Annotated in this window: 23 protein-coding genes; 13 read left to right on the top strand and 10 right to left on the bottom strand. The window is 62.9% G+C overall.

Annotated features, from left to right (window positions below; translation table 11 throughout):
- Positions 1 to 66 precede the first annotated feature (66 nt).
- From WC739_RS04350 to WC739_RS04340, 3 genes are read left to right on the top strand one after another with little or no spacing between them, the layout of a single operon-like run.
- Complete coding sequence (locus WC739_RS04350; protein WP_372951786.1) at positions 67 to 732, top strand: glutathione S-transferase family protein; 666 nt, start codon at positions 67 to 69, stop codon at positions 730 to 732.
- Complete coding sequence (locus tag WC739_RS04345; RefSeq protein WP_372951785.1) at positions 729 to 1,139, top strand: hypothetical protein; 411 nt, start codon at positions 729 to 731, stop codon at positions 1,137 to 1,139. Before WC739_RS04350 ends, WC739_RS04345 begins: the two co-directional genes overlap by 4 nt.
- A 2-nt stretch (positions 1,140 to 1,141) precedes the next feature.
- Positions 1,142 to 1,783: a Pr6Pr family membrane protein gene (locus WC739_RS04340; RefSeq protein ID WP_372951784.1), complete on the top strand. Its 642-nt coding sequence runs from the start codon at positions 1,142 to 1,144 to the stop codon at positions 1,781 to 1,783.
- Between the two features lie 7 nt (positions 1,784 to 1,790).
- On the opposite strand, the gene WC739_RS04335 is transcribed toward WC739_RS04340, so the two are convergent.
- A complete protein-coding gene (locus tag WC739_RS04335) occupies positions 1,791 to 1,871 on the bottom strand; it encodes a DUF1127 domain-containing protein (protein WP_372951794.1) in 81 nt (26 codons plus the stop codon).
- A 264-nt stretch (positions 1,872 to 2,135) separates the two neighbouring features.
- On the opposite strand from WC739_RS04335, the gene WC739_RS04330 reads away from it, so the two are divergent.
- Positions 2,136 to 3,551: a PLP-dependent aminotransferase family protein gene (locus tag WC739_RS04330; protein ID WP_372951783.1), complete on the top strand. Its 1,416-nt coding sequence runs from the start codon at positions 2,136 to 2,138 to the stop codon at positions 3,549 to 3,551.
- 62 nt (positions 3,552 to 3,613) lie between these two features.
- Here the strand turns inward: WC739_RS04330 and WC739_RS04325 are convergent, their stop codons facing one another.
- A complete protein-coding gene (locus WC739_RS04325; protein WP_372951782.1) occupies positions 3,614 to 3,778 on the bottom strand; it encodes a hypothetical protein in 165 nt (54 codons plus the stop codon).
- Positions 3,779 to 3,977: 199 nt separating this feature from the next.
- Between WC739_RS04325 and purL the strand changes: the two genes are divergently transcribed.
- From purL to WC739_RS04300, 5 genes are all read left to right on the top strand, one after another.
- Entirely contained in the window at positions 3,978 to 6,209 is a 2,232-nt protein-coding gene (gene purL / locus WC739_RS04320) for a phosphoribosylformylglycinamidine synthase subunit PurL (RefSeq protein WP_372951781.1), read from the top strand.
- Positions 6,206 to 6,730: a hypothetical protein gene (locus WC739_RS04315; protein ID WP_372951780.1), complete on the top strand. Its 525-nt coding sequence runs from the start codon at positions 6,206 to 6,208 to the stop codon at positions 6,728 to 6,730. The genes purL and WC739_RS04315 overlap by 4 nt, the downstream gene beginning before the upstream one ends.
- A 120-nt stretch (positions 6,731 to 6,850) precedes the next feature.
- Complete coding sequence (locus tag WC739_RS04310) at positions 6,851 to 7,084, top strand: BolA/IbaG family iron-sulfur metabolism protein (protein ID WP_224664059.1); 234 nt, start codon at positions 6,851 to 6,853, stop codon at positions 7,082 to 7,084.
- Between the two features lie 151 nt (positions 7,085 to 7,235).
- Positions 7,236 to 7,571, top strand: coding sequence for a Grx4 family monothiol glutaredoxin (grxD, locus tag WC739_RS04305; protein ID WP_372951779.1), 336 nt, complete (start codon positions 7,236 to 7,238; stop codon positions 7,569 to 7,571).
- Positions 7,572 to 7,795: 224 nt separating this feature from the next.
- Positions 7,796 to 8,980 carry a multidrug effflux MFS transporter gene (locus WC739_RS04300; RefSeq protein WP_372951778.1) on the top strand — a complete coding sequence of 395 codons (1,185 nt, stop codon included), beginning with the start codon at positions 7,796 to 7,798 and terminating at the stop codon, positions 8,978 to 8,980.
- Between the two features lie 51 nt (positions 8,981 to 9,031).
- Here WC739_RS04300 and WC739_RS04295 read toward each other — a convergent pair whose 3' ends face one another.
- From WC739_RS04295 to WC739_RS04280, 4 genes are all read right to left on the bottom strand, one after another.
- A complete protein-coding gene (locus WC739_RS04295; protein WP_372951777.1) occupies positions 9,032 to 9,859 on the bottom strand; it encodes an inositol monophosphatase family protein in 828 nt (275 codons plus the stop codon).
- Positions 9,849 to 10,736 (bottom strand): tRNA 2-thiocytidine(32) synthetase TtcA, encoded by an 888-nt coding sequence (gene ttcA, locus WC739_RS04290; protein WP_372951776.1) that lies wholly within the window; start codon positions 10,734 to 10,736, stop codon positions 9,849 to 9,851. The genes WC739_RS04295 and ttcA overlap by 11 nt, the downstream gene beginning before the upstream one ends.
- 132 nt (positions 10,737 to 10,868) lie before the next feature.
- Complete coding sequence (gene rpsD, locus WC739_RS04285; RefSeq protein ID WP_224664054.1) at positions 10,869 to 11,486, bottom strand: 30S ribosomal protein S4; 618 nt, start codon at positions 11,484 to 11,486, stop codon at positions 10,869 to 10,871.
- 627 nt (positions 11,487 to 12,113) lie between these two features.
- Positions 12,114 to 12,302 carry a DUF3008 family protein gene (locus tag WC739_RS04280; protein ID WP_372951775.1) on the bottom strand — a complete coding sequence of 63 codons (189 nt, stop codon included), beginning with the start codon at positions 12,300 to 12,302 and terminating at the stop codon, positions 12,114 to 12,116.
- Between the two features lie 158 nt (positions 12,303 to 12,460).
- Between WC739_RS04280 and WC739_RS04275 the strand changes: the two genes are divergently transcribed.
- On the top strand, positions 12,461 to 13,843 hold the full coding sequence (locus WC739_RS04275; RefSeq protein WP_372951774.1) for an RNB domain-containing ribonuclease: 1,383 nt from the start codon (positions 12,461 to 12,463) through the stop codon (positions 13,841 to 13,843).
- On the opposite strand, the gene murI is transcribed toward WC739_RS04275, so the two are convergent.
- Both murI and WC739_RS04265 read right to left on the bottom strand, forming a co-directional pair.
- Positions 13,840 to 14,628, bottom strand: coding sequence for a glutamate racemase (gene murI, locus WC739_RS04270; RefSeq protein ID WP_372951773.1), 789 nt, complete (start codon positions 14,626 to 14,628; stop codon positions 13,840 to 13,842). The two genes, WC739_RS04275 and murI, sit on opposite strands and share 4 nt — an antisense overlap.
- Positions 14,621 to 15,538: an RNA methyltransferase gene (locus tag WC739_RS04265; protein ID WP_372951772.1), complete on the bottom strand. Its 918-nt coding sequence runs from the start codon at positions 15,536 to 15,538 to the stop codon at positions 14,621 to 14,623. Before WC739_RS04265 ends, murI begins: the two co-directional genes overlap by 8 nt.
- A gap of 214 nt (positions 15,539 to 15,752) precedes the next feature.
- Between WC739_RS04265 and WC739_RS04260 the strand changes: the two genes are divergently transcribed.
- Both WC739_RS04260 and WC739_RS04255 read left to right on the top strand, forming a co-directional pair.
- A complete protein-coding gene (locus WC739_RS04260; protein ID WP_372951771.1) occupies positions 15,753 to 16,964 on the top strand; it encodes an NADP-dependent isocitrate dehydrogenase in 1,212 nt (403 codons plus the stop codon).
- 73 nt (positions 16,965 to 17,037) lie between these two features.
- A complete protein-coding gene (locus tag WC739_RS04255) occupies positions 17,038 to 17,664 on the top strand; it encodes a glutathione S-transferase family protein (protein ID WP_372951770.1) in 627 nt (208 codons plus the stop codon).
- Positions 17,665 to 17,889: 225 nt separating this feature from the next.
- Here the strand turns inward: WC739_RS04255 and alaS are convergent, their stop codons facing one another.
- Together alaS and recA are read right to left on the bottom strand one after the other, a co-directional pair.
- Positions 17,890 to 20,556, bottom strand: coding sequence for an alanine--tRNA ligase (gene alaS, locus WC739_RS04250; RefSeq protein WP_372951769.1), 2,667 nt, complete (start codon positions 20,554 to 20,556; stop codon positions 17,890 to 17,892).
- A gap of 271 nt (positions 20,557 to 20,827) precedes the next feature.
- Entirely contained in the window at positions 20,828 to 21,928 is a 1,101-nt protein-coding gene (gene recA / locus WC739_RS04245) for a recombinase RecA (RefSeq protein WP_112561417.1), read from the bottom strand.
- A 278-nt stretch (positions 21,929 to 22,206) separates the two neighbouring features.
- Here recA and WC739_RS04240 point away from each other — a divergent pair, with 278 nt between their 5' ends.
- Positions 22,207 to 23,151: a carbohydrate kinase family protein gene (locus WC739_RS04240; RefSeq protein WP_372951768.1), complete on the top strand. Its 945-nt coding sequence runs from the start codon at positions 22,207 to 22,209 to the stop codon at positions 23,149 to 23,151.
- Positions 23,152 to 23,201: the final 50 nt, after the last annotated feature.

Here is a 23,201-nt window from a genome sequence, read left to right as displayed (position 1 = left end):
TTCGGCCGCAAGCACGGTAAACTTCATAAGGACATCAAGTCCACAGCTCTTGGGAGAGAGACGGTCATGAAACTCTATTCGCGGCCGTTGTCGCCCTACTCGTCCATCGTCCGGGCGCTGGCCTATATCAAGGACGTGCCGCTCAAGATCATCGCGCCGCCGGCGGGTTTTCCCATTCCGGAGGAGTTTCGTGCGATTTCGCCGATGAACCGGATTCCGGTGCTGATTACCGGCTCTGGCGAAACAATCGTCGAATCGGTTGTCATCGCCGAGTATCTCGAGGAACGGTTTCCTGAACCCGCGCTCTTGCCGGCCGATTCCAAGGATCGCGCGCTGGTGCGCATGTTCGCCCGCATCACTGACCTCGACGTGCTGACGCCGACGATGAAGCTCTTCGAACTGCATTCCGTGCCGAAGAAAAACAATGCCGAGATCGACGCCCAATTCGCCCGCCTGCACCACGGACTGGCAGCGATCGAAGCGCGCATGGCGCAGGGCCCCTTCGCGCTCGGCGACGACATCAGCTTTGCCGATGCCTGGCTGACGCCGACGCGGTTCATCTTCAACAATTTCCGCGTCATGACCGGTCGCCATGAACTGCTCGACGCCTATCCCAAATTCGATGCCTATGAACAGATCGCCTCCCAGCATCCGGCATTGTCGCGTGTGTGGGGCGAGATGACCGACGGCCTGAAGATGTTTCTGTCCGAACTTGAAATGGGTGCCGCTTGATCAAGAGCAGGACGGTCCTTCTCGTCGCGGCGGCGGGTCTTGCGCTGGCGTCCTGCCAGTCGGCCCCGAAGAGGAGCGTGCCCGTTCCCTCGGGCAAAAGTGCTTCTTTGCTGGCGATGGAACAGGTGGCGATCGCGGCCCACAAATGCTGGATCGCCAGCAAGGACCCGGCTTTCAAGCAGTATCAGATGGCCAATGAGCTGAATTCCTTCAGCGGCACGCCGCGGTTCCTGCTGGTGCCAGCCAAGCACTATGGCGGCAAACCGTTGCTGGTCGTGCAGGCGCGAGGCAATTCAAGCCGCGTCGAAGCCTTTGGACCCCTGATGACCGATTCCCTCGGCGCGCGTATCGGTTCGGACATCGCCCGCTGGCAAGCTGGCAATCCGGCCTGCTCCGCGACCGCCTAGCTATGGGACGCTTTCTGCAGGTGTCAGGCTTGGCCCTGGGCCTTGTCGGACTTGTCCTGCAGTTCTGCATCACCATTCCGGCCTCGATGGAGGCCGGGCGCAGCCTGCCTGCCTCGATCGTCTTCTATTTCAGCTTCTTCACCATCCTCACCAACGTCGCCGCGATGCTGGTCCATGTCTCGCTGACCTCGTCCACCGGCTATGCCTGGTTACAGGCCTTCGCGGCACCCCGCATGCGCGCCGGCGTCGCTGTTTCGATCGCGCTGGTCCTCATTGTCTATGCCACGGTCCTGGCAAGGCTCTGGCATCCCCAAGGCCTGTTCCTGCTCAGTGATGTTCTGCTGCATTATGTGACGCCGGTGCTGTTCGTGCTGTGGTGGCTGGTATCGGGCGCCGACGGCAGGACCCGGTGGAGCGATATATCCTGGTGGCTGCTCTACCCCGTCGGCTACCTCGCCTACGCGCTGGCGCGCGCGCCGATCGCCGGCGAAGTGCCCTACCCGTTCCTGGATGTCGCCCGCAACGGCGCCGGCAGCGTCGCCATCTCGGCAATGGCCATCACCGGACTTTTCCTGTTGCTGTGCATCATCGCGGTCCTTGCGGATCATCGCGTTGCACGCGCCAAGGCATCAGCCGTCCGTTAGACTAGCCTCAATCCCATAAGGCCCTGATGCCTTCGCGGTGGGCATCGCAACGCGAAATGCCAATGTCCTTGAGCTGGTCGTCCGTCATTTCAAGCAGCGCCAGCCGGCTCCTTCGACGATCAAGCAGGGTTTCCATCCATTTGGCGAACGACGCGAGAACGCGGACTGAGCTGCCGACGAAGTCTCGTCGGCTGAAGGGCCCCGTGGTCTGGCTTCGTGACGTGGGTGGAAAAGTGCGGATTGTCTCTATTGTATTCATTTCGTCCTACCAATACCGTGAATTGAACCTCTCTTTGGATGCACTACCGATATGTATTGACTCATCTATAGGTGCAATCTAAAACTTGTCACCATGACAACTTGGCTCCCAGATTTGACCGGCTCCGGCCCGCTGTATCAACGGCTGGCGGATTCCATCGAGACCGATATCGACCGGGGGGTGATCGATTTTGGAGCAAAGCTGCCTCCGCAGCGCGATCTGGCCTATGACATCGGCACCACTGTCGGCACGGTCGGCCGGGCCTACCAATTGCTGCGCGAGCGCGGCCTGGTGAGCGGAGAAGTCGGGCGCGGAACCTATGTGCTGGCCCAGCACGCGGACGGGAAGAAGTCCGACCTCCACGTTCGCGACGTCGGCATGGAGGGAACGCGCACCGTCGATGTGCCTCGCGGCAAGCTGCGCTTCGACAGCACGGCGGCACCTGATGTCGGCCAGGGAGCCATTGTCGCCGATTTCCTGTCGCGCACCGCGCAGGATTATCCGCACGAGATTTCAAGCTACACGCGGGATTTTCCGGACCGCTGGCACGATGCGGGCGCGCGCTGGCTGTCGCGAAACGCCTTCGCACCAACCGCCGAGGCCATCGTTCCAACGCTCGGCACCCATGCCGCTGTGATGGCGGCGATCGCCGCGCTGACCACACCCGGCGATTATGTCGCCTTCGAGCACCTCACCTACTCGCAGATTTCCCGCAGCGCCGGCCTTATCGGGCGCCGTGCGGCGCTCGTGGCGTCGGACGAAGAGGGTATCGACCCCGACGATTTCGAGCGCGTCTGCGCGCAAAAGCACCCGAAGATGATATTTCTGATGCCAACGGCGAAGAATCCCACCTTGGTGACGCTCTCGGCGTCACGACGCGAGGCGGTCGCGCGGATCGCGCGCGAATACAATGTCGTTCTTATCGAAGACGATCTCTATGGCCATCTGACCGATGATCCGACGCCGTTGCTGGCCGAATACGCGCCCGAGCGGACCATTGTCGCGGCTGGCCTGTCGAAGTCCGTCGCTGCCGGCCTCCGTGGCGGCTGGCTTGCCTGCCCGCCCGCCTACCGCCATCGCATCCGTGTCGCCCACAAGATGATGACTGGCGGCATGCCCTTCCTGCTGGCGGAGGTGAATAGCCGGTTGGTGTTGTCGGGCCAGGCCGCCGAAATACGCATGCGATCCATTGCCGAAATCCAGGCCCGCATAGCGATCGTGCGCGACACGCTGGCCGGCTTTTCGTTCAAGTCACACGACAATGTGCCCTTTGTCTGGCTCACCCTGCCAGACCCTTGGCTTTCCGGCACGTTCAAGAACGCCTGCCTGGAGCATGGCGTCCTGATCGATGACGAGGATGAATTCAAGGCCGGTCGCTCGGAGCAGGTTTTCCACGGCGTACGCTTTGGAATCTCCCAGCCAAGCCACTACAGCGATGTCGCCGAGGGCGTGGCGGTGATCCGTCGGCTCCTCGACGAAGGACGCGCCGGCTACGACAGCTTCACTTGAGACTATGAAGTCCTGCCGAACTTCCAAGCCGACGCCGATATCTCCAGTGAGTCGGTTCCGGCTCAGCCTTCGGCTTTGAAGTTCTTGGCTTCCTTCTCGGCGTTTTCCTTGCCGTGCTTCTCGGCCAGTTCCTTGGCCTGCCCGGGCGAAACGTCGGTGGTCTCTGCGATATGCATGGCCTCCTTGTCCGAGAGACGGTTGTCCTTCTTGCCTTGCTTGGTCGCCATGGTCTGGATCTCCTGATTGGTTGGAGACCTAACGACCGGGATGCCATAGCGTTCCGCTATCGGCACCGCGTCGCCCACGGCGCCTGCCGGCCCGGTCGTCAACTTTGATGCTTTCTGTCTTTTTTCCTCGATCGACGGGTGTATTGGCCTCAAGGCTTGCGATAAGACGGGACTCGATCCGAGGACAAAATTGCCGCCCATGACCATTTCCAATTCCGTGCCGATCACCCCCGAACTCATTGCCTCGCACGGGCTCAAGCCCGACGAGTATCAGCGCATACTCGATCTTGTTGGCCGTGAGCCAAGCTTCACCGAACTCGGCATCTTTTCGGCGATGTGGAATGAGCACTGCTCATACAAGTCCTCGAAGAAATGGCTGCGGACATTGCCGACCACCGGGCCGAGGGTCATCCAGGGTCCGGGCGAGAATGCCGGCGTGGTCGACATCGGCGACGGCGACTGCGTCGTGTTCAAGATGGAGAGCCACAACCATCCATCCTACATCGAGCCCTACCAGGGCGCGGCGACCGGCGTCGGAGGCATTTTGCGGGATGTCTTCACCATGGGCGCGCGACCTATCGCGGCGATGAACGCGCTGCGCTTCGGCGCCCCAGACCACCCCAAGACCCGCCATCTCGTCTCCGGCGTGGTGTCCGGCGTCGGCGGCTACGGCAATGCCTTCGGCGTGCCGACGGTCGGCGGCGAAGTCAATTTCGATGCCCGCTACAATGGCAATATCCTGGTCAACGCCTTTGCCGCCGGCCTCGCCAGGACGAACGCGATCTTCCTGTCGGAAGCCAAGGGCGTCGGCCTTCCGGTCGTCTATCTCGGCGCCAAGACCGGCCGCGACGGCGTCGGCGGCGCCACCATGGCCTCGGCCGAATTCGACGACAAGATCGACGAGAAGCGCCCCACCGTCCAGGTCGGCGACCCGTTCACCGAAAAATGCCTGCTGGAGGCCTGCCTCGAACTGATGGCGTCCGGCGCCGTCATCGCCATTCAGGACATGGGGGCCGCCGGCCTCACCTGCTCGGCGGTCGAGATGGGCGCCAAGGGCGATCTCGGCATCGAGCTCGACCTCGACAAGGTGCCGGTGCGCGAGGAACGCATGAGTGCCTATGAGATGATGTTGTCGGAAAGCCAGGAGCGCATGCTGATGGTGCTGCGCCCCGAGAAGGAGAAGGAAGCCGAGGCGATCTTCCACAAATGGGGCCTCGACTTCGCCATCGTCGGTAGGACCACCGATGATCTGCGCTTCCGCGTCCTGCACCAGGGTGACGAGGTCGCCAACCTGCCGATCAAGGACCTTGGCGACAAGGCGCCCGAATATGACCGGCCCTGGGTCGAGTCGAAGAAGCCGGCGCCGCTTGCCGCCGACGACGTTCCACGGTCCGATGTCGCGGAGTCGCTGCTGAAGCTGCTCGGCGGACCGGATTTGTCTTCGCGGCGCTGGGTTTGGGAGCAATATGACACGCTGATCCAGGGCAATTCGCTGCAGCTGCCCGGCGGCGACGCCGGGGTGGTTCGCGTCGAGGGCCACGCCACCAAGGCCCTCGCCTTCTCCTCGGACGTCACGCCCCGCTATTGCGAGGCCGACCCCTATGAGGGCGGCAAGCAGGCTGTGGCCGAGTGCTGGCGCAACCTGACCGCCACCGGCGCATTGCCACTGGCGGCCACCGACAACCTCAATTTCGGCAATCCCGAGCGGCCGGAGATCATGGGCCAGCTGGTCGGCGCGGTGAAGGGCATCGGCGACGCCTGCCGCGCGCTCGACTTCCCGATCGTTTCCGGCAATGTTTCGCTTTACAACGAGACCAATGGCCAGGGCATCCTGCCAACACCGACCATCGGCGGTGTCGGGCTCATCGACGATTGGTCGAAGATGGCGCGGATCGGGTTCGCGGGCGAAGACCAGATGATCCTGCTGGTTGGCGCTCCCCCTTCCTGGGGCACGCACCTTGGCCAGTCGGTCTATATGCGCGATATCCACGGCCGCACGGACGGTCCGCCGCCGCCGGTCGACCTCGCCCACGAAAAGCGCGTCGGCGATCATGTGCGCTCGCTGATCGCGTCCGGCATCGTCACTGCGGCTCACGACGTTTCCGACGGCGGCATCGCCGTGGCCCTGGCGGAGATGGCGATGGCGTCCGGCATCGGCGCGACCATTCCGGGGCTGCTTGGCACCGATCCCGTCCCGGTCTGGTTCGGCGAGGATCAGGGCCGTTACCTCCTGACGCTGTCGATCGATCCGCATGGCGATGAATGGGACACGATCCGCAAGCAGCAGGGCGAACTCGGCATCTTCGCGCCGTGGATCGGCTCGACCGGCGGCCACGCATTGAAACTTGGTGAGACGCGGGCTATTCCGGTCAGCGAACTGAGCGCCGCCCACGAGGGCTGGTTCCCCCGCTTCATGGATCAGGCCAGTTGAGCAGACTGGCCGTCCGGGCGCTGATTGCGGTCGTTTTCTGGCCCTCGCTGTTCTTCTTCTGGTTCCTTCGTCCGTTCGTCTTCTTCCTGCTTTCGACGACCCCAAGCGAAGTTTGTCCGCTGCTGCAAAGGCGCGACCAGTTCCTGGCATCGGCCAATGGCACGCTGTCGATGCTGGTCCTGCAGAACCTGATCTACGCGGTTCCGATCGTCTGCCTGGTGCTTTGGGGCCGGCTTCTGCCGGACCAGGCGCGGTCAATGCAGATCGTCACCTGCATCAAGCTTTTCGCAGCCGCGGCCGCTTTCGGGGCATTGTGGGACTATGGAAATTCGCTGATCTGCGATGGCTACGGCCAGCCATTCTTCTCGCCCATGTGGCAGGCGACCAGCTACCTGCCGATTGCCAACATCGTGGTCAACGTTCCGCTCTACGTGCTGGTCTTCAGCCTTGGTCGCATCTTCTCGATGCGCGAAGATGATGCTGCGGACGATGCGGTTCGTCCGGACCAGGCCGCTTCATAAGGTTCAATTACCCCACACCCGACGGAAGCGCTTCAATCCCGACTGGAAAGGCTTTAGTCTCAGCCCGACTCTCATCGCACGGGCCGCCACATCGCTGCCGCCCGAAACAGGAATTCCGCTATGGCAATGGACGCCCACGACATCGAAAAGCTGATCAAGGACGGCATTCCCGACGCCCAGGTGACGATCCGCGATCTCGCGGGTGACGGCGACCATTACGCGGCCGAAGTGGTGGCCGAGAGCTTTCGCGGCAAGAGCCGCGTGCAGCAACATCAGATGGTTTATGACGCGCTGAAAGGGAATATGGGCGGCGTGTTGCATGCCCTTGCTCTGCAGACCAGCGTACCGGACTGAGGCGACCAGCCAACCCGCTCTTGGCCCAAGCGGGCCCATCCTTTGCGCCATTTCGATGGCTGCGTGGCTAATGTCTTGTTTCGGGCACTCTATGGGTTTATTTGAAGGGGATGCTTCGAGCCTGACTCCCACGGGCGTGAAAGGGTATTCCATGAGCGGTATCAACGACTACATCGACAATGAAGTGAAGGCGAACGAGGTCGTGCTTTTCATGAAGGGCACGCCCGGCTTCCCGCAATGCGGATTCTCCGGGCAGGTCGTCCAGATCCTCGACTACATCGGCGCCGACTATAAGGGCGTGAACGTCCTTGACTCAGCCGAGCTGCGCCAGGGCATCAAGGAATATTCCAACTGGCCGACGATTCCGCAGCTCTACGTCAAGGGCGAGTTCGTTGGCGGCTGCGACATCATCCGCGAGATGTTCCAGGCGGGCGAATTGCAGACGTTCCTCGTCGAAAAGGGCGTCAGCGTCAAAGCCACGGCCTGACCTTTACCGGTGCATGTCTTCGGACATGCACCGGGCGCCGGGGCATCCCTTCGGCAATTCCATGTTCCTGATATCGAAACCAGGACGAGCCAATGCGCCGGCCAGCCGGCGCATTTTCATTTTTACAGATCGGACTTCCCGTGGACCAGCAATCGACAGCGCAGCGATCGGCAAGCAAGCTGCCAATTCCGCGCTGGGAGTTCATTGCGCTATGCGCGGCGCTGATGGCGCTGAATTCCCTGGCCATCGACATCATGCTGCCGGCCCTGCAGCAGATCGGCGCGTCGCTCGGCGTGGAGAATGAAAACCACCGGCAATATGTGGTGACAGCCTACATTCTGGGCTTTGGCGGCGGCCAGTTGTTCTTCGGCCCCTTGTCGGATCGCTTCGGTCGTCGCGCGCCGCTGGTTGCGGGACTGGTGATCTATGTCGCAGCAGCAGCCGCCGCCGCGGTCGCGCCTAGCTTTGAAACGCTTCTGCTGTGCCGGGCCGTTCAGGGCTTGGGCGCCGCCGCCACCCGCGTCATCGCCGTCTCGATCGTGCGTGACACGTTCGACGGCCGGCGGATGGCGGAGGTGATGTCGCTGATCTTCATGGTGTTCATGGCGATACCGGTCATTGCGCCGGGCATCGGCCAGTTCATCATGCTGTTCGCGACCTGGCACTGGATTTTCGTCACCATGGCGGTCGGCGCGCTCCTCGTATCGGCGTGGGCGCTGCTGCGTCTGCCCGAAACGCTGCATCCCGAATATCGCAGACCGCTGACGGTCAGCTCCATCGTCGGCGGCTTTCGCATCGTGCTCACCAACCGAATCGCAATCTCGTATGCGTTCGCCAGCACATTCATCTTCGCCGCCATGTTCGGCTTCATAGCCTCGGCGCAGCAGATATACATCGACATATTCCAGGTCGGTGAGATGTTCCCGGTCATCTTCGCCGGAGTTGCGGGCGTGCTTGCCTTCTCCAACTATCTGAACTCGCGCCTCGTCGGCCGTATCGGCATGCGCCGCCTCTCGCAGAGCGCGCTGCTGCTGTTTCTCGTCATCAGCCTGGTCTGGCTGGTCGTGTCGCTGGAAATCAGGATGCCGCTCTGGCTGTTCGTTGCCTTCTTCGCCAGCGCGATGCTTCCATTCGGCGCGCTCGGCGCGAATTTCAACGCGCTGGCCATGGAGCCGCTAGGCCAACTGGCCGGCACGGCTTCGTCCATCCTGGGTTTCATGCAGACGTTTCTGGGCGGCATTCTTGGCACGCTGATCGGCCAGGCCTTCAACGGCACGGTGACGCCGCTTGCCGCCGGCTTCTGCAGCGTCTCGGTCGCGGCCCTGCTGATGATCCTCATCGCCGAGCGTGGCAAGATGTTCCAGCCGCAAAATGCACCCGTTTCAGGACACGTCACCGACCTGCATTAAGGTGTGCACCGGAAGCCTCGCGACGGCTTGAACATCCGCGCAGGAATTATCCTACTCAGCCCACAGTTCGCGGCGCAACTCCTGCCAGCTTTCCTTGTCTGGAGCGACCAGGAGACCACCGCCGACATGCGACGGCAGATAGGCCGTGCCGTCGAAGCGCGCCGCGTGACCACCGGCCTCGGCATGGATCAGCACACCCGCCAGATGGTCCCACGGCATCAACTTGTTGTAGACGACGAAATGGCCATGGCCGCTGGCCAGCAGGCGGTATTCGTGGGCGGCGCATCGGTAATTGAACTGCGACAGCGTCTTGGTCTGGTTGCGGGCCAGACGCGTGCGGTCTGGCTCGGCCATATACTGCCAGGAGACCGCACCGGTCATTTGTGAGATCGGCGCGCTCGCGGCAACCCGTACTCTCTCCAGGCTGCCATGCGCATGCCTGATATGGCTGCCGCCGCCTTTGACGCCGATCAGCCAATCCTTGCCGACCGGATCGTGGATGATGCCGGCGATTGTCTCGCCCTTGACCACGACCGCCAGCATGACGCCGAACAATGGCAGGCCGGAAGCGAAGTTGAAGGTGCCGTCCACCGGATCGATGACGAAGGCCAGATCGGCGTCGCCCAAGCCGTCGAGAAGTGCGGGATTGTCCGAACAGGCTTCCTCGCCGACGACCATCGCTCTCGGGTAGCGTTCGAGCAGGCGCGCGGTGATGAGCCGCTCGGCATTGACGTCGGCTTGCGTCACCAGGTCGACTGCGGATGTCTTCTGGCGGATGTCGCCATCTTCCAGCCGGCGAAAGCGCGGCATGATCTCGGCCTTCGCGGCGTCGGACAGAAGACCGGCAAGCCAGTCGATCGCGGTATCGTCAAATGTCATCGGTTTGCCTGGTGTTGAGAGTTTCGTTGAGGGCCGCGAAATCAAACAGATTCCTGTCGAGCAGATGCGACGGCCGGCTGTTGGACAGCGCACGCAGCATCGTGTCCTTGCGGCCAGGCATGCGCCTTTCGATATCGTCGAGCATGGCCTTCATGGCATTGCGCTGAAGGCCTTCCTGGCTGCCGCAAAGATCGCAGGGGATGATCGGGAACTGCATGGCCGCGGCGAATTTCTCGAGGTCGACCTCGGCGCAATAGCTCAGCGGCCGCAACACCATGACGTCGCCTTCGTCATTGAGCAGCTTTGGCGGCATGGCCGCCAGCCGGCCGCCATGGAACAGGTTCATGAAGAAGGTTTCCAGAATGTCCTCGCGATGGTGGCCGAGCACCAGCGCCGAGCACCCCTCCTCGCGCGCGATGCGGTAGAGATGGCCACGCCTGAGCCGCGAACAGAGCGAGCAATAGGTGCTGCCCTGCGGCAGCTTGTCGGTGACGACGGAATAGGTGTCCTGGTATTCGATGCGATGCGGGATGGCATGCCTGTCGAGATAGTCCGGCAGGATATGTTTGGGAAAATTCGGCTGGCCCTGGTCGAGATTGCAGGCCAGCAGATCGACCGGGAGCAACCCGCGCCATTTGAGATCCAGCAATATGGCCAGCAGGCCGTAGGAATCCTTGCCGCCCGACAGCGCAACCAGCCAGCGCTGTCCTGATGTCACCATCGCGAAATCGTCGATCGCCTGGCGGGTCAGCCGCAGCAGCCGCTTGCGTAGCTTGTTGAACTCGACCGAAGACGGCACATCGGCAAACAGCGGATGGAAGCCGCCTTCGCCATCTGCGGTTGGTTCGATCGCTTCGATGGCTGTCAGCATGTTCATGACGTCGGTTCCAAAATCCTGGAGCAACGACCCGTCGGTACGTTGTCGCGCTTGGAATTAGCCGACGTGGCCGACAAAGAAAAGGCCGCCTCGACGGGCGGCCTTCGATGATGTCTCTCGAAAAGAAGCAGATCAGCGCGAATAGAATTCGACGACCAGGTTCGGTTCCATCTGGACCGCGAACGGAACGTCCGCCAGGCCGGGGATGCGCGAGAAGGTCGCGACCATCTTGTTGTGATCGGCTTCGATGTAGTCCGGCACATCGCGCTCAGCCAGGCCCACCGCTTCCAGAACGATGACCAACTGCTTCGACTTCTCGCGAACTTCGATGACGTCGCCCGGCTTGCAGCGATACGAACCGATGTTGACGCGCTTGCCGTTGACGTTGACGTGGCCGTGGTTGACGAACTGACGGGCCGCGAAAATGGTCGGCACGAACTTGGCGCGGTAGACGACCGCGTCGAGCCGCGATTCGAGCAGGCCGATCAGGTTCTCCGAGGTGTCGCCCTTGCGGCGGTCGGCCTCTTCATAGACCTTGCGGAACTGCTTTTCCGAAACGTCGCCATAGTGACCCTTCAGCTTCTGCTTGGCGCGCAGCTGCAGGCCGAAATCGGAAAGCTTGCCCTTGCGGCGCTGGCCGTGCTGGCCGGGGCCGTATTCGCGCTTGTTGACCGGGGATTTCGGGCGGCCCCAGATGTTTTCGCCGAGACGACGGTCGATCTTGTACTTAGCGGATTCGCGCTTGCTCATCGCATTCCCTTTCAAAACAGACACACCCGGAACCTCATGGTCCGCGTGAAGGAAACGCGCCCTCCTCTGGCCTCCGTTTTCGAGACCTGACAGGGTTTTCCCACGCAACGCGGCGGAAAACCCACGGGACACGTCATTTCAAGCAAGATCGGCGTTCGGTCTTGCGTAGACAAAAGAAACACCGGGCATCGCTGCCCGGTGGTGGCGGCTGGTTAAACCGAGATTTAACCGGTGTCAAGCTTTGGCATGGAATGGCGAACCGCAACCATATAACGTTTTCGACGTTGATGCGATGCCGAAACTGGCGGAGCTTTGCGCCAACGGTACCAGAAGGGACTGGATCCAGAGGAGTCCGATTAGTATGAGGAAATTCTTTCTTTCATTGGCAGGCGTGGCGGTGTTGGCCGGATCGATGGCCGTTGCTCCTGCGCCCGCCGAAGCGAGGCATTGGCAGGGCCACAGGCATCACCACGCTTGCCGTGTCGTGGTCAAGAAGAAAGTGGTCTGGCGCCACGGCCACAGGCACGTCGTCCGCTACAAGGTGCGGCGTTGCTGGTAATCTAGGATCGCCCTACTTGGCCGGCAAAGCCCGCGGTCGTGACCGCGGGCTTTTTCCTGGCATGATGTCTAGTCTTTCGACTTCTTCTCAGGCAGGCCTTTTCGCTTGGTCTCAGCGAACTCCTCCAACTGCTCTTCGCTCATGGATTCGTACATTTCCTTGGAAGCGCCTTGGAGCTCGCTCTTCTTCGTCTCGCCCCGTTTGGCGGACAGTGCTGCGCCGGCGGCCTTTTGCTGGGCTTTCGAGGTGGCAGGCATGGTCGTTTCTCCTTCGCTGTCGAGGTGAACGCCTTGCCTCGGCGCCAGTTCCTTCCGCAACCCGGTCAGACCAGCCTGGTCGTCTCATGTGGCGTGCGGCCGTGGCGATCCTGGTTGGCGACCTTCCAGTGTCCGGAACGCCAGTGTAGGACGGCAGCATGAAATCACTGTCCGATCCATCACGCGCACTTTCCGTTGGCCTGGCAAAGATCCGCACCGAATTCGATGTGCCGGATGGATTTCCGTCAGCCGTCATGGCCGCAGCCGAGGCAGCGGCCAAACGGATCCCGAACGCGCATGCCGATCGAACGGCTATGCCATTCGTGACGCTCGATCCGGCGAGTTCCACCGATCTTGACCAGGCGTTTTCAATCGAGGAGAGCGGCAGCGACCTTCTGTTGCACTATGCGATTGCCGACGTGGCCTGGTTCGTCGAGGACGGCGACGCCGTGGATCTCGAAGCCTGGGCAAGGGGCGAGACCCAGTACCTGCCGGACGGGAGGGCGGGGCTCTATCCGCCGGTGATTGCCGAGGGGGCCGCGAGCTTGTTGCCCGACGGACCACGTCCGGCGGTCGTCTTCACGGTCCGGGTCGCCGTCGACGGAGCGGTGAAACTGGACGGCGCGGAGCGGGCCATCATTCAGAGCCGCGCCAAGCTCGCCTATGACAGCGTGCGCGCCTCCGACGTTCCCACCGGCTTCGCCGAAATCGCGCGGCGCATGGCGACGAATGAAGAGCGTCGCGGCGCTTCCCGCGTCGACCCGCCCGAACAGGAGGTGCAACGGCTCCCCGATGGCACATTCCAGCTTGCTTTTAGACCGCAGCTCCAATCCGAAAAGGACAATGCGGCGCTGTCGCTGGCCGCCAACATGGCGATTGCCGACGCCATGCTGGCACAGCGGACCGGGTTGTTCCGGGTGATGGCGGCGCCGGATGCCTCCGCGGTGCAGAGACTGCGCAACGCGGCACGCGCCCTTGGCCTGTCTTGGCCGGCTTCGACCAATCTGCGCGACTATCAACGAACCCTCGACGCGGGCAACAAGCAACAAGCGGCGCTGATGCTGGAAATACGCCATGCCGGCTCCGGTGCGTCGTATCAGCCCTTTCAGGATGGCGTCGTCCCCTGGCACGAGGCGATGGCGGCGACCTACGCCCACGCCACCGCGCCGCTGAGGCGGCTGGCAGACCGCTATGTCGTGCGCTGCGCACTGGCGATCGCCAATGGCCAGCCGGTTCCACGGACCGTCACCGACGCGTTCGCCAGGCTGCCGAAGGTCATGGGCCGTGCGGATGCCCGCGCTTCGAGGATCACGCACGCAGCCATCGACCTCGCCGAGGCGGTGATGCTGAAGGGACGCGAGGGCGACACGTTCAAGGCCGTCGTGACCGACGTCGCCGATCAGCGTGTGCGCGTCCAGCTCTGCGACATGCCCATCGTTGCCAATGTGAAGGCATCAGGTCCCAGTCAAGGCGATGGGCTGAGGCTAAGGCTCGTGTCCGCCGATCCGGATCAACGCAGCATCGTCTTCGAACCGGCCTAGCGCGTGCTCAGGCCAAAGCCTTGCATGAGCCGGCTGGTGGCGAAGTCCACCTTGCCGGAGGTGAAGACGGCAATGTCGGGTTCACCCACCGGCAACGGGCCGTCGACGGGTGCCAGCAGCGACATGGCGCGGCGGGCAATCGCTTCCGCCGGGTCGATCCAGTCCACCGGCCAGGGCGCGGTCTTGCGCATGCGGTTGGCCAGGAACGGATAATGGGTGCAGCCGAGCACGACGATGTCGGTGCGGGCGCCATCCCTCTCGACGAAGCAGGGCGCGATTTCCTCGCGCACGATCTCCTCGTCGATGAACCCTTCGCGCATGTAGATTTCGGCCAACGGCGCCAGACGGTCCGAGCCGACGAGCCGGACGTGGCATTTTTGCGCCCATTTGCCGATCAGGTCGCGCGTATATTGTCGTTTGACCGTGCCAGGCGTCGCCAGCACCGAGACGAGGCCGGACCGCGTGCGCTCGGCCGCCGGCTTGATGGCCGGCACGGTGCCGACAAACGGGTGGCCGGGGAATTTGTCGCGCAATGCGTCGATCACCAGGGTCGAAGCGGTGTTGCAGGGGATGACCGAAATCTCCGGCTGGAATCTGTCCAGCAACTCGCCGAACAGGCCAAGGATATGGGCGTTCAGCGCTGGTTCTTCCCAGGCGCCATAGGGAAACGCGGCATCGTCGGCGACATAGACAAAGCGGCGGTCAGGCATCAGCACACGCGCCTCGCGCAGCACGGTGAGGCCGCCAATGCCGGAATCGAACATCAGGATCGGCCGCTCAGTCATTGTCGGTCCCCTTGCCGCCGAGCGGCATATCCTCGTCGTCGCCTGTGACCTTGTGCGTCCGAGACGCCGCCTCGGCCTTGCGGGCGCGCGCGGCGGCCGCCGGCAAACGCCGTGGATCATCGCCGGGCGAACCGTCGCCACGCGGCATGGCGGGCGAAAACCTGTCGAGCGACGAGATGATGCCGCGCAGCACCTTGAGTTCCGGCTCGGCGAAACCGGCTCGCGTCAGCACGGCGCGCAAATTGTCCACCATCTTCGGCTTCTTGGGAGCGGGCCGGAAATAGCCGCGCGCTTCGAGCGCGCCCTCCAGATAGGCGAACAAGCCGTGCAATTCTTCCTTGCTGGCCGGCTTCATCTCCGGACCGGTAAAGTTGGTCTTCGTCTCGTCCTCGAGGCCGGATTTCATCCATTCATAGGACATCAGCAGCGCGGCCTGGGCGATGTTGAGCGAGGAGAAATCGGGGTCGACCGGAAAGGTGACGATCTCGTCGGCAAGGCCGACCTCGTCATTGTAAAGACCGAAGCGCTCGCGGCCAAACAGGATGCCGGTGCGCTGTCCCATGTCGTGGCGAGCCCGCAGCATCCTGCCCGCCTCCACCGGCCCACGCACGGACTTGAACCCATCGCGTTGCCTGGCCGTGGTGGCGAAGACGAAATTCAAGTCGGCCAGCGCCGAGGCTAGGTCGTCGAACACCTTGACGGCATCGATGACATGATCGGCCCGGCTGGCGGCAGCGCGCGCCTTTTCGCTCGGCCAGCCATCGCGCGGATTGACCAGACGCAATTCGACCAGGCCGAAATTGGCCATGGCGCGCGCGACCATGCCGATGTTCTCGCCAAGCTGCGGCTCGACGAGGATGATGGCCGGACCCACGGCTGAATATTGGGGAATGTGTTCGGTGGCTGGCATGATTGTCAATGAACTGCTGTTTGCGGCATTTCAGCGTCCCCTGCCATATTCGGCCGCGAAAATGAAGCATTCGCAAATGGCGGCGGCGATGGCTTCACATTCGTGACCGATCGCCGTTTGCGCGGTCAAAAGCGCTTTGATATACGGGCGGCATCCCCGGCCCAACGCCAAGCGGGCAAGGCCGTCCCATTCCCCAGCAACGAGGCATTCTTTCATGGCGAAGATCAAGGTGGCGAACCCGGTCGTCGAACTCGACGGCGACGAGATGACCCGCATCATCTGGCAGTTCATCAAGGACAAGCTGATCCACCCTTATCTCGACCTGAAGCTCGAATATTACGATCTCGGCATCGAACACCGCGACGCCACCAACGACCAGGTGACCATTGATTCGGCCAACGCCATCAAGAAATACGGCGTCGGCGTGAAATGCGCGACCATCACTCCCGACGAGCAGCGCGTCGAGGAATTCAAGCTGAAGAAGATGTGGAAGTCGCCGAACGGCACCATCCGCAACATCCTCGGCGGCACCATCTTCCGCGAGCCGATCATCATGAAGAACGTGCCGCGCCTGGTGCCCGGCTGGACCAAGCCGATCATCGTCGGTCGTCACGCCTTCGGCGATCAGTACCGCGCGACCGATTTCCGCTTCCCCGGCAAGGGCAAGCTGACGATCAAGTTCGTCGGCGAGGACGGACAGGTGATCGAGCATGATGTGTACGATGCACCCGGCGCCGGCGTCGCCATGGCCATGTACAATCTCGACGACTCCATCCGCGAATTCGCCCGCGCTTCGCTGAACTACGGCCTGCTGCGCAATTATCCGGTCTACCTGTCGACCAAGAACACCATTCTCAAGGCCTATGACGGCCGCTTCAAGGACATCTTCCAGGAGGTCTACGAGGCCGAGTTCGAGGCCGAGTTCAAGGCGAGGAAGCTTTGGTACGAGCACCGCCTGATCGACGACATGGTGGCGTCCAGCCTGAAATGGTCCGGCGGCTATGTCTGGGCCTGCAAGAACTATGATGGCGACGTCCAGTCCGACACGGTGGCGCAGGGTTTCGGCTCGCTCGGCCTGATGACCTCGGTGCTGATGACGCCGGACGGCAAGACTGTCGAAGCCGAAGCCGCGCACGGCACCGTCACCCGCCACTATCGCCAGCACCAGAAGGGCGAGGAAACCTCGACCAACTCGATCGCCTCGATCTTCGCCTGGACGCGCGGGCTGGCACACCGCGCCAAGCTCGACGACAATGCCGAACTGAAGCGCTTTGCCGAGACGCTTGAAAGGGTCTGCATCCAGACGGTCGAATCCGGCTTCATGACCAAGGACCTGTCGCTCTTGATCGGCCCCGACCAGCCCTGGCTCTCAACCACGGGCTTCCTCGACAAGATCGACGAGAATTTGCAGAAGGCGATGGCGTAAGAAACCGCATTTTCCACGAAGGCTCCGAAAGGAGCCTTCGCTTTTTGGACGAACAACCGAGCGGCAGCCATCGATGACCAAACCAATCCTCTACGGCGCGGACTACAGCGTCTACGTCCGCATTGCTCGGATGGCGCTGGAGGAGAAGGGCATTGATTACGAGCTCGTGCCGGTCGACATCTTCGCCGCCGAAGGCATCCCGGCCTGGTATCTGGAACTTCACCCGTTTGCCCGCATCCCGGCCTTTGAGCATGAGGGGTTTCGCCTCTTCGAAACCGGCGCGATCGCGCGCTATGTCAACGAGGCGTTCGACGGCCCGGCGCTGCAACCAGCCGATGCGCGAGGGCGCGCCAGGATGGGCCAGATGACAGGCATGCTCGACGCCTATGGCTACCGCGCCATGGTCTGGGATGTCGCTGTGGAGCGGCTGGAAAAGGCTGAGCCGGATGAGATCCTGATCGCCGGTGGCCTCAGCAAGGCTGAGACGGTTCTGGAAGTGCTGACCTCGTTGAAGGCAAACGGACCCTGGCTGCTCGGCGACCAGCTGACATTGGCCGACCTGCACGCCGCACCGGTCATTGCCTATTTCGTCAAGGTCATCGAGGGCCAGAAGCTGCTGGCGCGGTTTGCGGAAATTCGGGACTGGTACGCGCGGGTGGTTGAGCGCCCAAGCTTTGTGCGCACCGAAAAGGTTGGCTAATCGAGCGAACCCGCTCGGCGTTCGCGCCGCCTTTCATTTCCCTGCCGGGATTTCTCCCTGTAAACGGAGCGAAAGCGGCCGAACGCGCCCCCAGCAACCATGCTTCAACGATCACAATCAGCGGAATCATGAGCAAGAGCGCCCTTCTCCCCGCTCACGGGGGAGAAGATGACGGCGCAAGATGAGTGCCAGCGCTGGCCCTCAAAATAAGGTGACTCCGGCAGCTTACGCCGCTTCGAGCGCCGCCTTGACCGCGGCGATCGCATCATTGGCTTTCGAGGCATCCGGGCCGCCGGCCTGAGCCATGTCGGGGCGTCCGCCACCGCCCTGCCCGCCCAACGCCGCGGAGGCCACGCGCACCAGGTCGACGGCGCTGAAGCGCCCGACGAGATCGTCGGTGACGCCGACCACGACGCTTGCCTTGTTGTCCTCGCCAGCGCCGACGAAGACGACGACCCCGGAGCCGAGCGAGGTCTTGCCGGCATCGGCGAGCGGCTTCAGATCCTTCGGCGAAACGCCGGAGACCGCCTTGCCGAGAAAACCGACGCCGGCGACCGTCTCGTTCTCCGACGGCGCACCCGCGGCAGCACCGCCGCCGAGCGCCAGTTTCTTGCGCGCTTCGGTCAGGTCCTTCTCCAGCTTCTTGCGTTCTTCCAGCAGCGCCTCGACGCGCGCCGGCACGTCGGCCGGCGAGATCTTCAGCACGGCCGCCGCCGCCTTTAGCCGCCTGTCCTGCTCATCGAGATATTTGCGGGCGGCTTCGCCGGTCAGCGCCTCGATGCGACGCACGCCGGCGGCGACCGCGCTGTCCGAGACGACACGCACCAGGCCGATATCGCCGGTCGCCCTGACATGGGTGCCGCCGCAGAGTTCGACCGAATAGGGCCGGTTGGCCTTGGCGCCATGCAGGCCGGTGCCCATCGACACGACGCGCACCTCGTCACCATATTTCTCGCCGAACAGCGCCATGGCGCCCTCGGCGATGGCATCGTCGACAGACATCAGGCGCGTGCTCACCGGGCTGTTCTGGACGACGATCTCGTTGGCCATGCGCTCGACCTCTTCGAGGTCCTCGGAGGAGATCGGCTTGTTGTGCGAGATGTCGAAGCGCAGGCGCTCTGGTGCCACCAGCGAGCCCTTCTGCGCGACATGGGTGCCCAGCACCTCGCGCAGAGCCTCATGGATCAGGTGCGTCGCCGAATGGTTGGCGCGCAGCCTGGAGCGGCGTGCGTGATCGACCTTCAATTCGACAGGCGTGTCCACCTTGACCGTGCCGCTCGCCACCTTGCCGACATGCACGAACAGCCCGTCGGCCTTCTTCTGCGTGTCCGAAACCTCGATCGAAAACCCGTCGCCGGAGATGATGCCGGTATCGCCCATCTGGCCGCCGGATTCGGCATAGAACGGCGTCTGGTTGACGACGATGGCCACGGCATCGCCCGCGCCCGCGCTGTCGACGGTCTCGCCATCCTTGACCAGTGCCTGGATGAGGCCCTCGGCCTGCTCGGTTTCGTAGCCGAGGAACTCGGTGGCACCGGCCTTCTCGCGCACCGAAAACCAGATCGTCTCGGTGGCCGCGTCGCCGGAGCCTGCCCAATGGGCGCGCGCCTCGGTTCTCTGTCGCTCCATCGCCTCGGTGAAGCCGGCAAGATTGACGGAGATGTTGCGCTGGCGCAGCGCATCCTGCGTCAGATCGAGCGGGAAGCCGTAAGTGTCGTAGAGCTTGAAGGCCGTCTCGCCATCCAGCATGTCGCCGGCATGTAGCGTTTCCGTCGCCTCCGACAGCAGGCCGAGGCCGCGCACCAGCGTCTTGCGGAAGCGCGTCTCCTCGAGCTTCAGCGTCTCGGTGATCAGCTGTTCGCCTCGCACCAGTTCCGGATAGGCCTGCCCCATCTCGCGCACCAGCGCCGGCACCAGCTTCCACATCAGCGGTTCCCTGGCGCCGAGCAACTGCGCATGACGCATGGCGCGGCGCATGATGCGGCGCAACACGTAGCCACGGCCCTCGTTCGACGGCAGCACGCCGTCCGCCACCAGGAAGGAAGACGACCGCAGGTGGTCGGCAATGACGCGGTAGGACGCGACTGTCTCCCTGTCGGGACCTTGCCCGAGCGCGGAAGACGCCGCGTCGATCAGGTGACGGAACAGATCGGTCTCGAACACGCTCTCCACCCCTTGCAGGATGGAAGCCATGCGCTCCAGGCCCATGCCGGTGTCGATCGACGGGCGCGGCAGGTCTATGCGCTGCTCCTTCGTCACCTGTTCATACTGCATGAAGACCAGGTTCCAGAACTCGAGGAACCGGTCGCCGTCCTCTTCGGGACTGCCGGGAGGACCGCCCCAGATGTGTTCGCCACGGTCGATGAATATCTCAGAGCACGGACCGCACGGTCCGGTGTCGCCCATCGCCCAGAAATTGTCCGACGTCGCGATGCGGATGATGCGATCGTCGGAAAAGCCGGCGATCTTCTTCCAGAAGCCGGCCGCCTCGTCATCCGTGTGATAGACGGTGACCAGCAGCTTGTCCTTGTCCAGGCCGAATTCCCTGGTGATGAGGTTCCAGGCAAGCTCGATGGCGCGCTCCTTGAAATAGTCGCCGAAGGAGAAATTGCCGAGCATCTCGAAGAAGGTCAGATGGCGCGCGGTGTAGCCGACATTGTCGAGATCATTGTGCTTGCCGCCGGCGCGAACGCTCTTCTGGGCAGTCGAGGCGCGCGAATAGGGTCGCTTCTCTAGGCCGGTGAAGACGTTCTTGAACTGCACCATGCCGGCATTGGTGAACATCAGCGTCGGATCGTTGCGCGGCACCAGCGGGCTGGACGCGACGATCTCGTGACCCTCCTTGCGGAAATAGTCGAGGAATGTCGACCGGATCTCGTTTACGCCACTCATGAATGCTGCCTTTTCGAGAAGACCGCAGGACTAGCCAACGGAAAATGGGCTCTGCGTCTGGAAGATAGACTTGGCCTTTTAGCGGTCGCACCGCACCCTGTCCAGAAACACGGAATTGGTCCAAATGACGGCCTTCGCAGGCTATCCGCGCCTGACCGCTTCGAAGTCAAAACGCAAAACCGCCGGCCCTGAGGCCGGCGGTCTGAAACACAACGATACTCAAATAGGGATATGCAAATCCCCGAGGACTGAGGCCAGCCTCGCCTGCTTCCTACATCGCGCCGGATTCTTCCTCGAAACCGTCGTCCTCGCCGCGCTCAGGGCCGCCATTCTCGAGGAATTTCTCGGCGATCAGTCCGGCATTCTGCCTGAGCGCCAGCTCGATCTCGCGCGCCGTATCGGGGTTGTCGCGCAGGAACAGCTTCGCGTTCTCGCGGCCCTGGCCGAGGCGCTGCGAATTGTAGGAGAACCAGGCGCCAGACTTCTCGACCACGCCGGCCTTGACGCCGAGGTCGACCAGCTCGCCGGTCTTCGACACGCCCTCACCATACATGATGTCGAATTCGACCACCTTGAAGGGCGGTGCGAGCTTGTTCTTGACCACCTTGACGCGGGTCTGGTTGCCGACGACCTCGTCGCGGTCCTTGACCGAGCCGATGCGGCGGATGTCGAGGCGCACCGAAGCGTAGAATTTCAATGCGTTGCCGCCCGTCGTCGTCTCGGGCGAACCGAACATGACGCCGATCTTCATGCGGATCTGGTTGATGAAGATGACCATGGTGTTGGAGCGCGAAATCGACGCGGTCAGCTTGCGGAGCGCCTGGCTCATCAGGCGGGCCTGCAGGCCGGGCAGCGAATCGCCCATCTCGCCTTCGATTTCGGCACGTGGCGTCAGCGCCGCGACCGAATCGACCACCAGCACGTCGATGGCGCCGGAACGCACCAGCGTGTCGCAGATTTCCAGCGCCTGCTCACCGGTGTCGGGCTGCGAGATCAGCAGATTCTCGAGATCGACGCCAAGCTTGCGGGCATAGACCGGATCAAGCGCGTGCTCGGCATCGACGAAAGCGCAGATGCCGCCCTTCTTCTGGGCTTCCGCCACCGTGTGCAGGGCCAGCGTCGTCTTGCCCGAGCTTTCCGGCCCGTAGATCTCGACGATGCGGCCGCGCGGCAGGCCGCCGACGCCAAGCGCGATGTCGAGACCCAGCGAGCCGGTGGGCACCGTTTCGATCTCGACGACCTGCTCGTTCGCGCCGAGCCGCATGATCGAGCCCTTGCCGAAAGCCCGCTCGATTTGCGACAGCGCCGCGTCAAGAGCCTTTGATTTGTCCACCGCTTTGTCCTCTACAAGCCGCAACGAATTCTGAGCCATGATACATCACCCCTTGGTCGTCAATGAAGGCCGGACAATCCGTAATCCCTGCCATTTTGTACCTTTTTTGTTCTCGTTTGGCAAGGGGGATCAAATGTCTGAAAAACAATGAATTTTCGGATTTGTTCTATTTTTGTCTCACGATATTTCTTGCAGTAGTCACGCGTTGGTCCAGACGGCTCGGTGCTTTCGCGCGCCGAATCGCCGCGCGGCCTGCGAAGCTCGGTCGCACAGCCTAGCGCTTGTGCGGCCGGAATAACAAAGGTCATATCGCCGGCATGGTGAAGTCCCCGAAATTGCTTGCCGTCGGCGGCGCCCATATAGACCGGCGTGGCCAGGTGTCCGGCGCCTACGTGGCCGCGGCCTCCAACCCCGGCGCCATGCGCGAGGATGTCGGCGGCGGTGTGTTCAATGCCTTGCGCGGCGCGGTCCGTCGGGGCGTGGCGGCGTCGCTGCTGTCGGTGCGTGGCGGCGATGCGGCTGCCGATACCGTTTCACGAGCCATTGCCGCGGCGGGCATCGCCGACCTGTCGGCCGTTTTCCTCGACCGGACGACGCCCAGCTACACGGCCCTGATCGACCGCGACGGCGAGCTGATCGTCGGCTTTGCGGACATGGCGCTCTACGACCTGGCCTTCCCCAAGCAGATCCGCCGCTCCAAGGTCAGGGAGGTGATCGCTGCCGTCGATGCCATTCTTTGCGACGCCAATCTGCCGTCGGCGGCGCTGGAACGGCTCGTTTTGCTTGCAGGCGGCAAGGCCATGTTCGCCATTGCGATTTCGCCGGCCAAGATCGTGCGCCTCAAACCGGTTCTCGGCAGCCTGGCCGTCGTCTTCATGAACAGGCGCGAGGCCCTGGTCCTGGCCGGCCTGGACGACACGGCCTCGGAGCACGATATCCTCGCCGGATTGAAACGTGCAGGCCTCGGCAGCGCCGTGGTCACGGCCGGTGGCGGTGCAGTACTGGGGTTCGACCAAGGCGGCAGCTTTTCAATCACCCCACCCGCTCCTAGAAAGGTGGTCGATGTCACCGGCGCCGGCGATGCCTTGGCGGGAACCACGGTGGCGGCCGTGCTGCGCGGCATGCCCCTGCGCGAGGCGTTGCGCGAAGGCGTTGCCGCCGCGACGCTGGCCATAGAAAGCGCTACCGCCGTGCCCGATTTCACACCGGCGGGCTTCGCCGAAGCGCTGGCTCTTGTGCCGCATGCTCGGGAAATGGCATGAGACCGGCACATTCATGGAACCCGAGCACGGCCGCATCCGGGTGGATGCGC

The sequence above is a fragment of the Mesorhizobium sp. genome (assembly GCF_041661565.1).
In the GTDB taxonomy this organism is placed as follows: Bacteria; Pseudomonadota; Alphaproteobacteria; order Rhizobiales; family Rhizobiaceae; genus Mesorhizobium.
This window is presented reverse-complemented; position numbering and strand designations above follow the sequence as displayed.

Excerpts from the sequence above, each read along its gene's own strand:
- WC739_RS04310 (WP_224664059.1), top strand. The coding sequence starts at position 6,851 with ATGGCAATGGACGCCCACGACATCGAAAAGCTGATCAAGGACGGCATT.
- WC739_RS04350 (WP_372951786.1), top strand. The coding sequence starts at position 67 with ATGAAACTCTATTCGCGGCCGTTGTCGCCCTACTCGTCCATCGTCCGG.
- WC739_RS04300 (WP_372951778.1), top strand. The coding sequence starts at position 7,796 with ATGGCGCTGAATTCCCTGGCCATCGACATCATGCTGCCGGCCCTGCAG.
- purL (WP_372951781.1), top strand. The coding sequence starts at position 3,978 with ATGACCATTTCCAATTCCGTGCCGATCACCCCCGAACTCATTGCCTCG.
- murI (WP_372951773.1), bottom strand. The coding sequence starts at position 14,628 with ATGACTGAGCGGCCGATCCTGATGTTCGATTCCGGCATTGGCGGCCTC.
- WC739_RS04265 (WP_372951772.1), bottom strand. The coding sequence starts at position 15,538 with ATGCCAGCCACCGAACACATTCCCCAATATTCAGCCGTGGGTCCGGCC.
- WC739_RS04340 (WP_372951784.1), top strand. The coding sequence starts at position 1,142 with ATGGGACGCTTTCTGCAGGTGTCAGGCTTGGCCCTGGGCCTTGTCGGA.
- WC739_RS04280 (WP_372951775.1), bottom strand. The coding sequence starts at position 12,302 with ATGCCTGCCACCTCGAAAGCCCAGCAAAAGGCCGCCGGCGCAGCACTG.
- rpsD (WP_224664054.1), bottom strand. The coding sequence starts at position 11,486 with ATGAGCAAGCGCGAATCCGCTAAGTACAAGATCGACCGTCGTCTCGGC.
- ttcA (WP_372951776.1), bottom strand. The coding sequence starts at position 10,736 with ATGAACATGCTGACAGCCATCGAAGCGATCGAACCAACCGCAGATGGC.
- recA (WP_112561417.1), bottom strand. The coding sequence starts at position 21,928 with ATGGCTCAGAATTCGTTGCGGCTTGTAGAGGACAAAGCGGTGGACAAA.
- WC739_RS04325 (WP_372951782.1), bottom strand. The coding sequence starts at position 3,778 with ATGGCGACCAAGCAAGGCAAGAAGGACAACCGTCTCTCGGACAAGGAG.
- grxD (WP_372951779.1), top strand. The coding sequence starts at position 7,236 with ATGAGCGGTATCAACGACTACATCGACAATGAAGTGAAGGCGAACGAG.
- WC739_RS04240 (WP_372951768.1), top strand. The coding sequence starts at position 22,207 with ATGGTGAAGTCCCCGAAATTGCTTGCCGTCGGCGGCGCCCATATAGAC.
- WC739_RS04260 (WP_372951771.1), top strand. The coding sequence starts at position 15,753 with ATGGCGAAGATCAAGGTGGCGAACCCGGTCGTCGAACTCGACGGCGAC.
- alaS (WP_372951769.1), bottom strand. The coding sequence starts at position 20,556 with ATGAGTGGCGTAAACGAGATCCGGTCGACATTCCTCGACTATTTCCGC.
- WC739_RS04335 (WP_372951794.1), bottom strand. The coding sequence starts at position 1,871 with ATGACGGACGACCAGCTCAAGGACATTGGCATTTCGCGTTGCGATGCC.
- WC739_RS04295 (WP_372951777.1), bottom strand. The coding sequence starts at position 9,859 with ATGACATTTGACGATACCGCGATCGACTGGCTTGCCGGTCTTCTGTCC.
- WC739_RS04255 (WP_372951770.1), top strand. The coding sequence starts at position 17,038 with ATGACCAAACCAATCCTCTACGGCGCGGACTACAGCGTCTACGTCCGC.
- WC739_RS04275 (WP_372951774.1), top strand. The coding sequence starts at position 12,461 with ATGAAATCACTGTCCGATCCATCACGCGCACTTTCCGTTGGCCTGGCA.
- WC739_RS04330 (WP_372951783.1), top strand. The coding sequence starts at position 2,136 with ATGACAACTTGGCTCCCAGATTTGACCGGCTCCGGCCCGCTGTATCAA.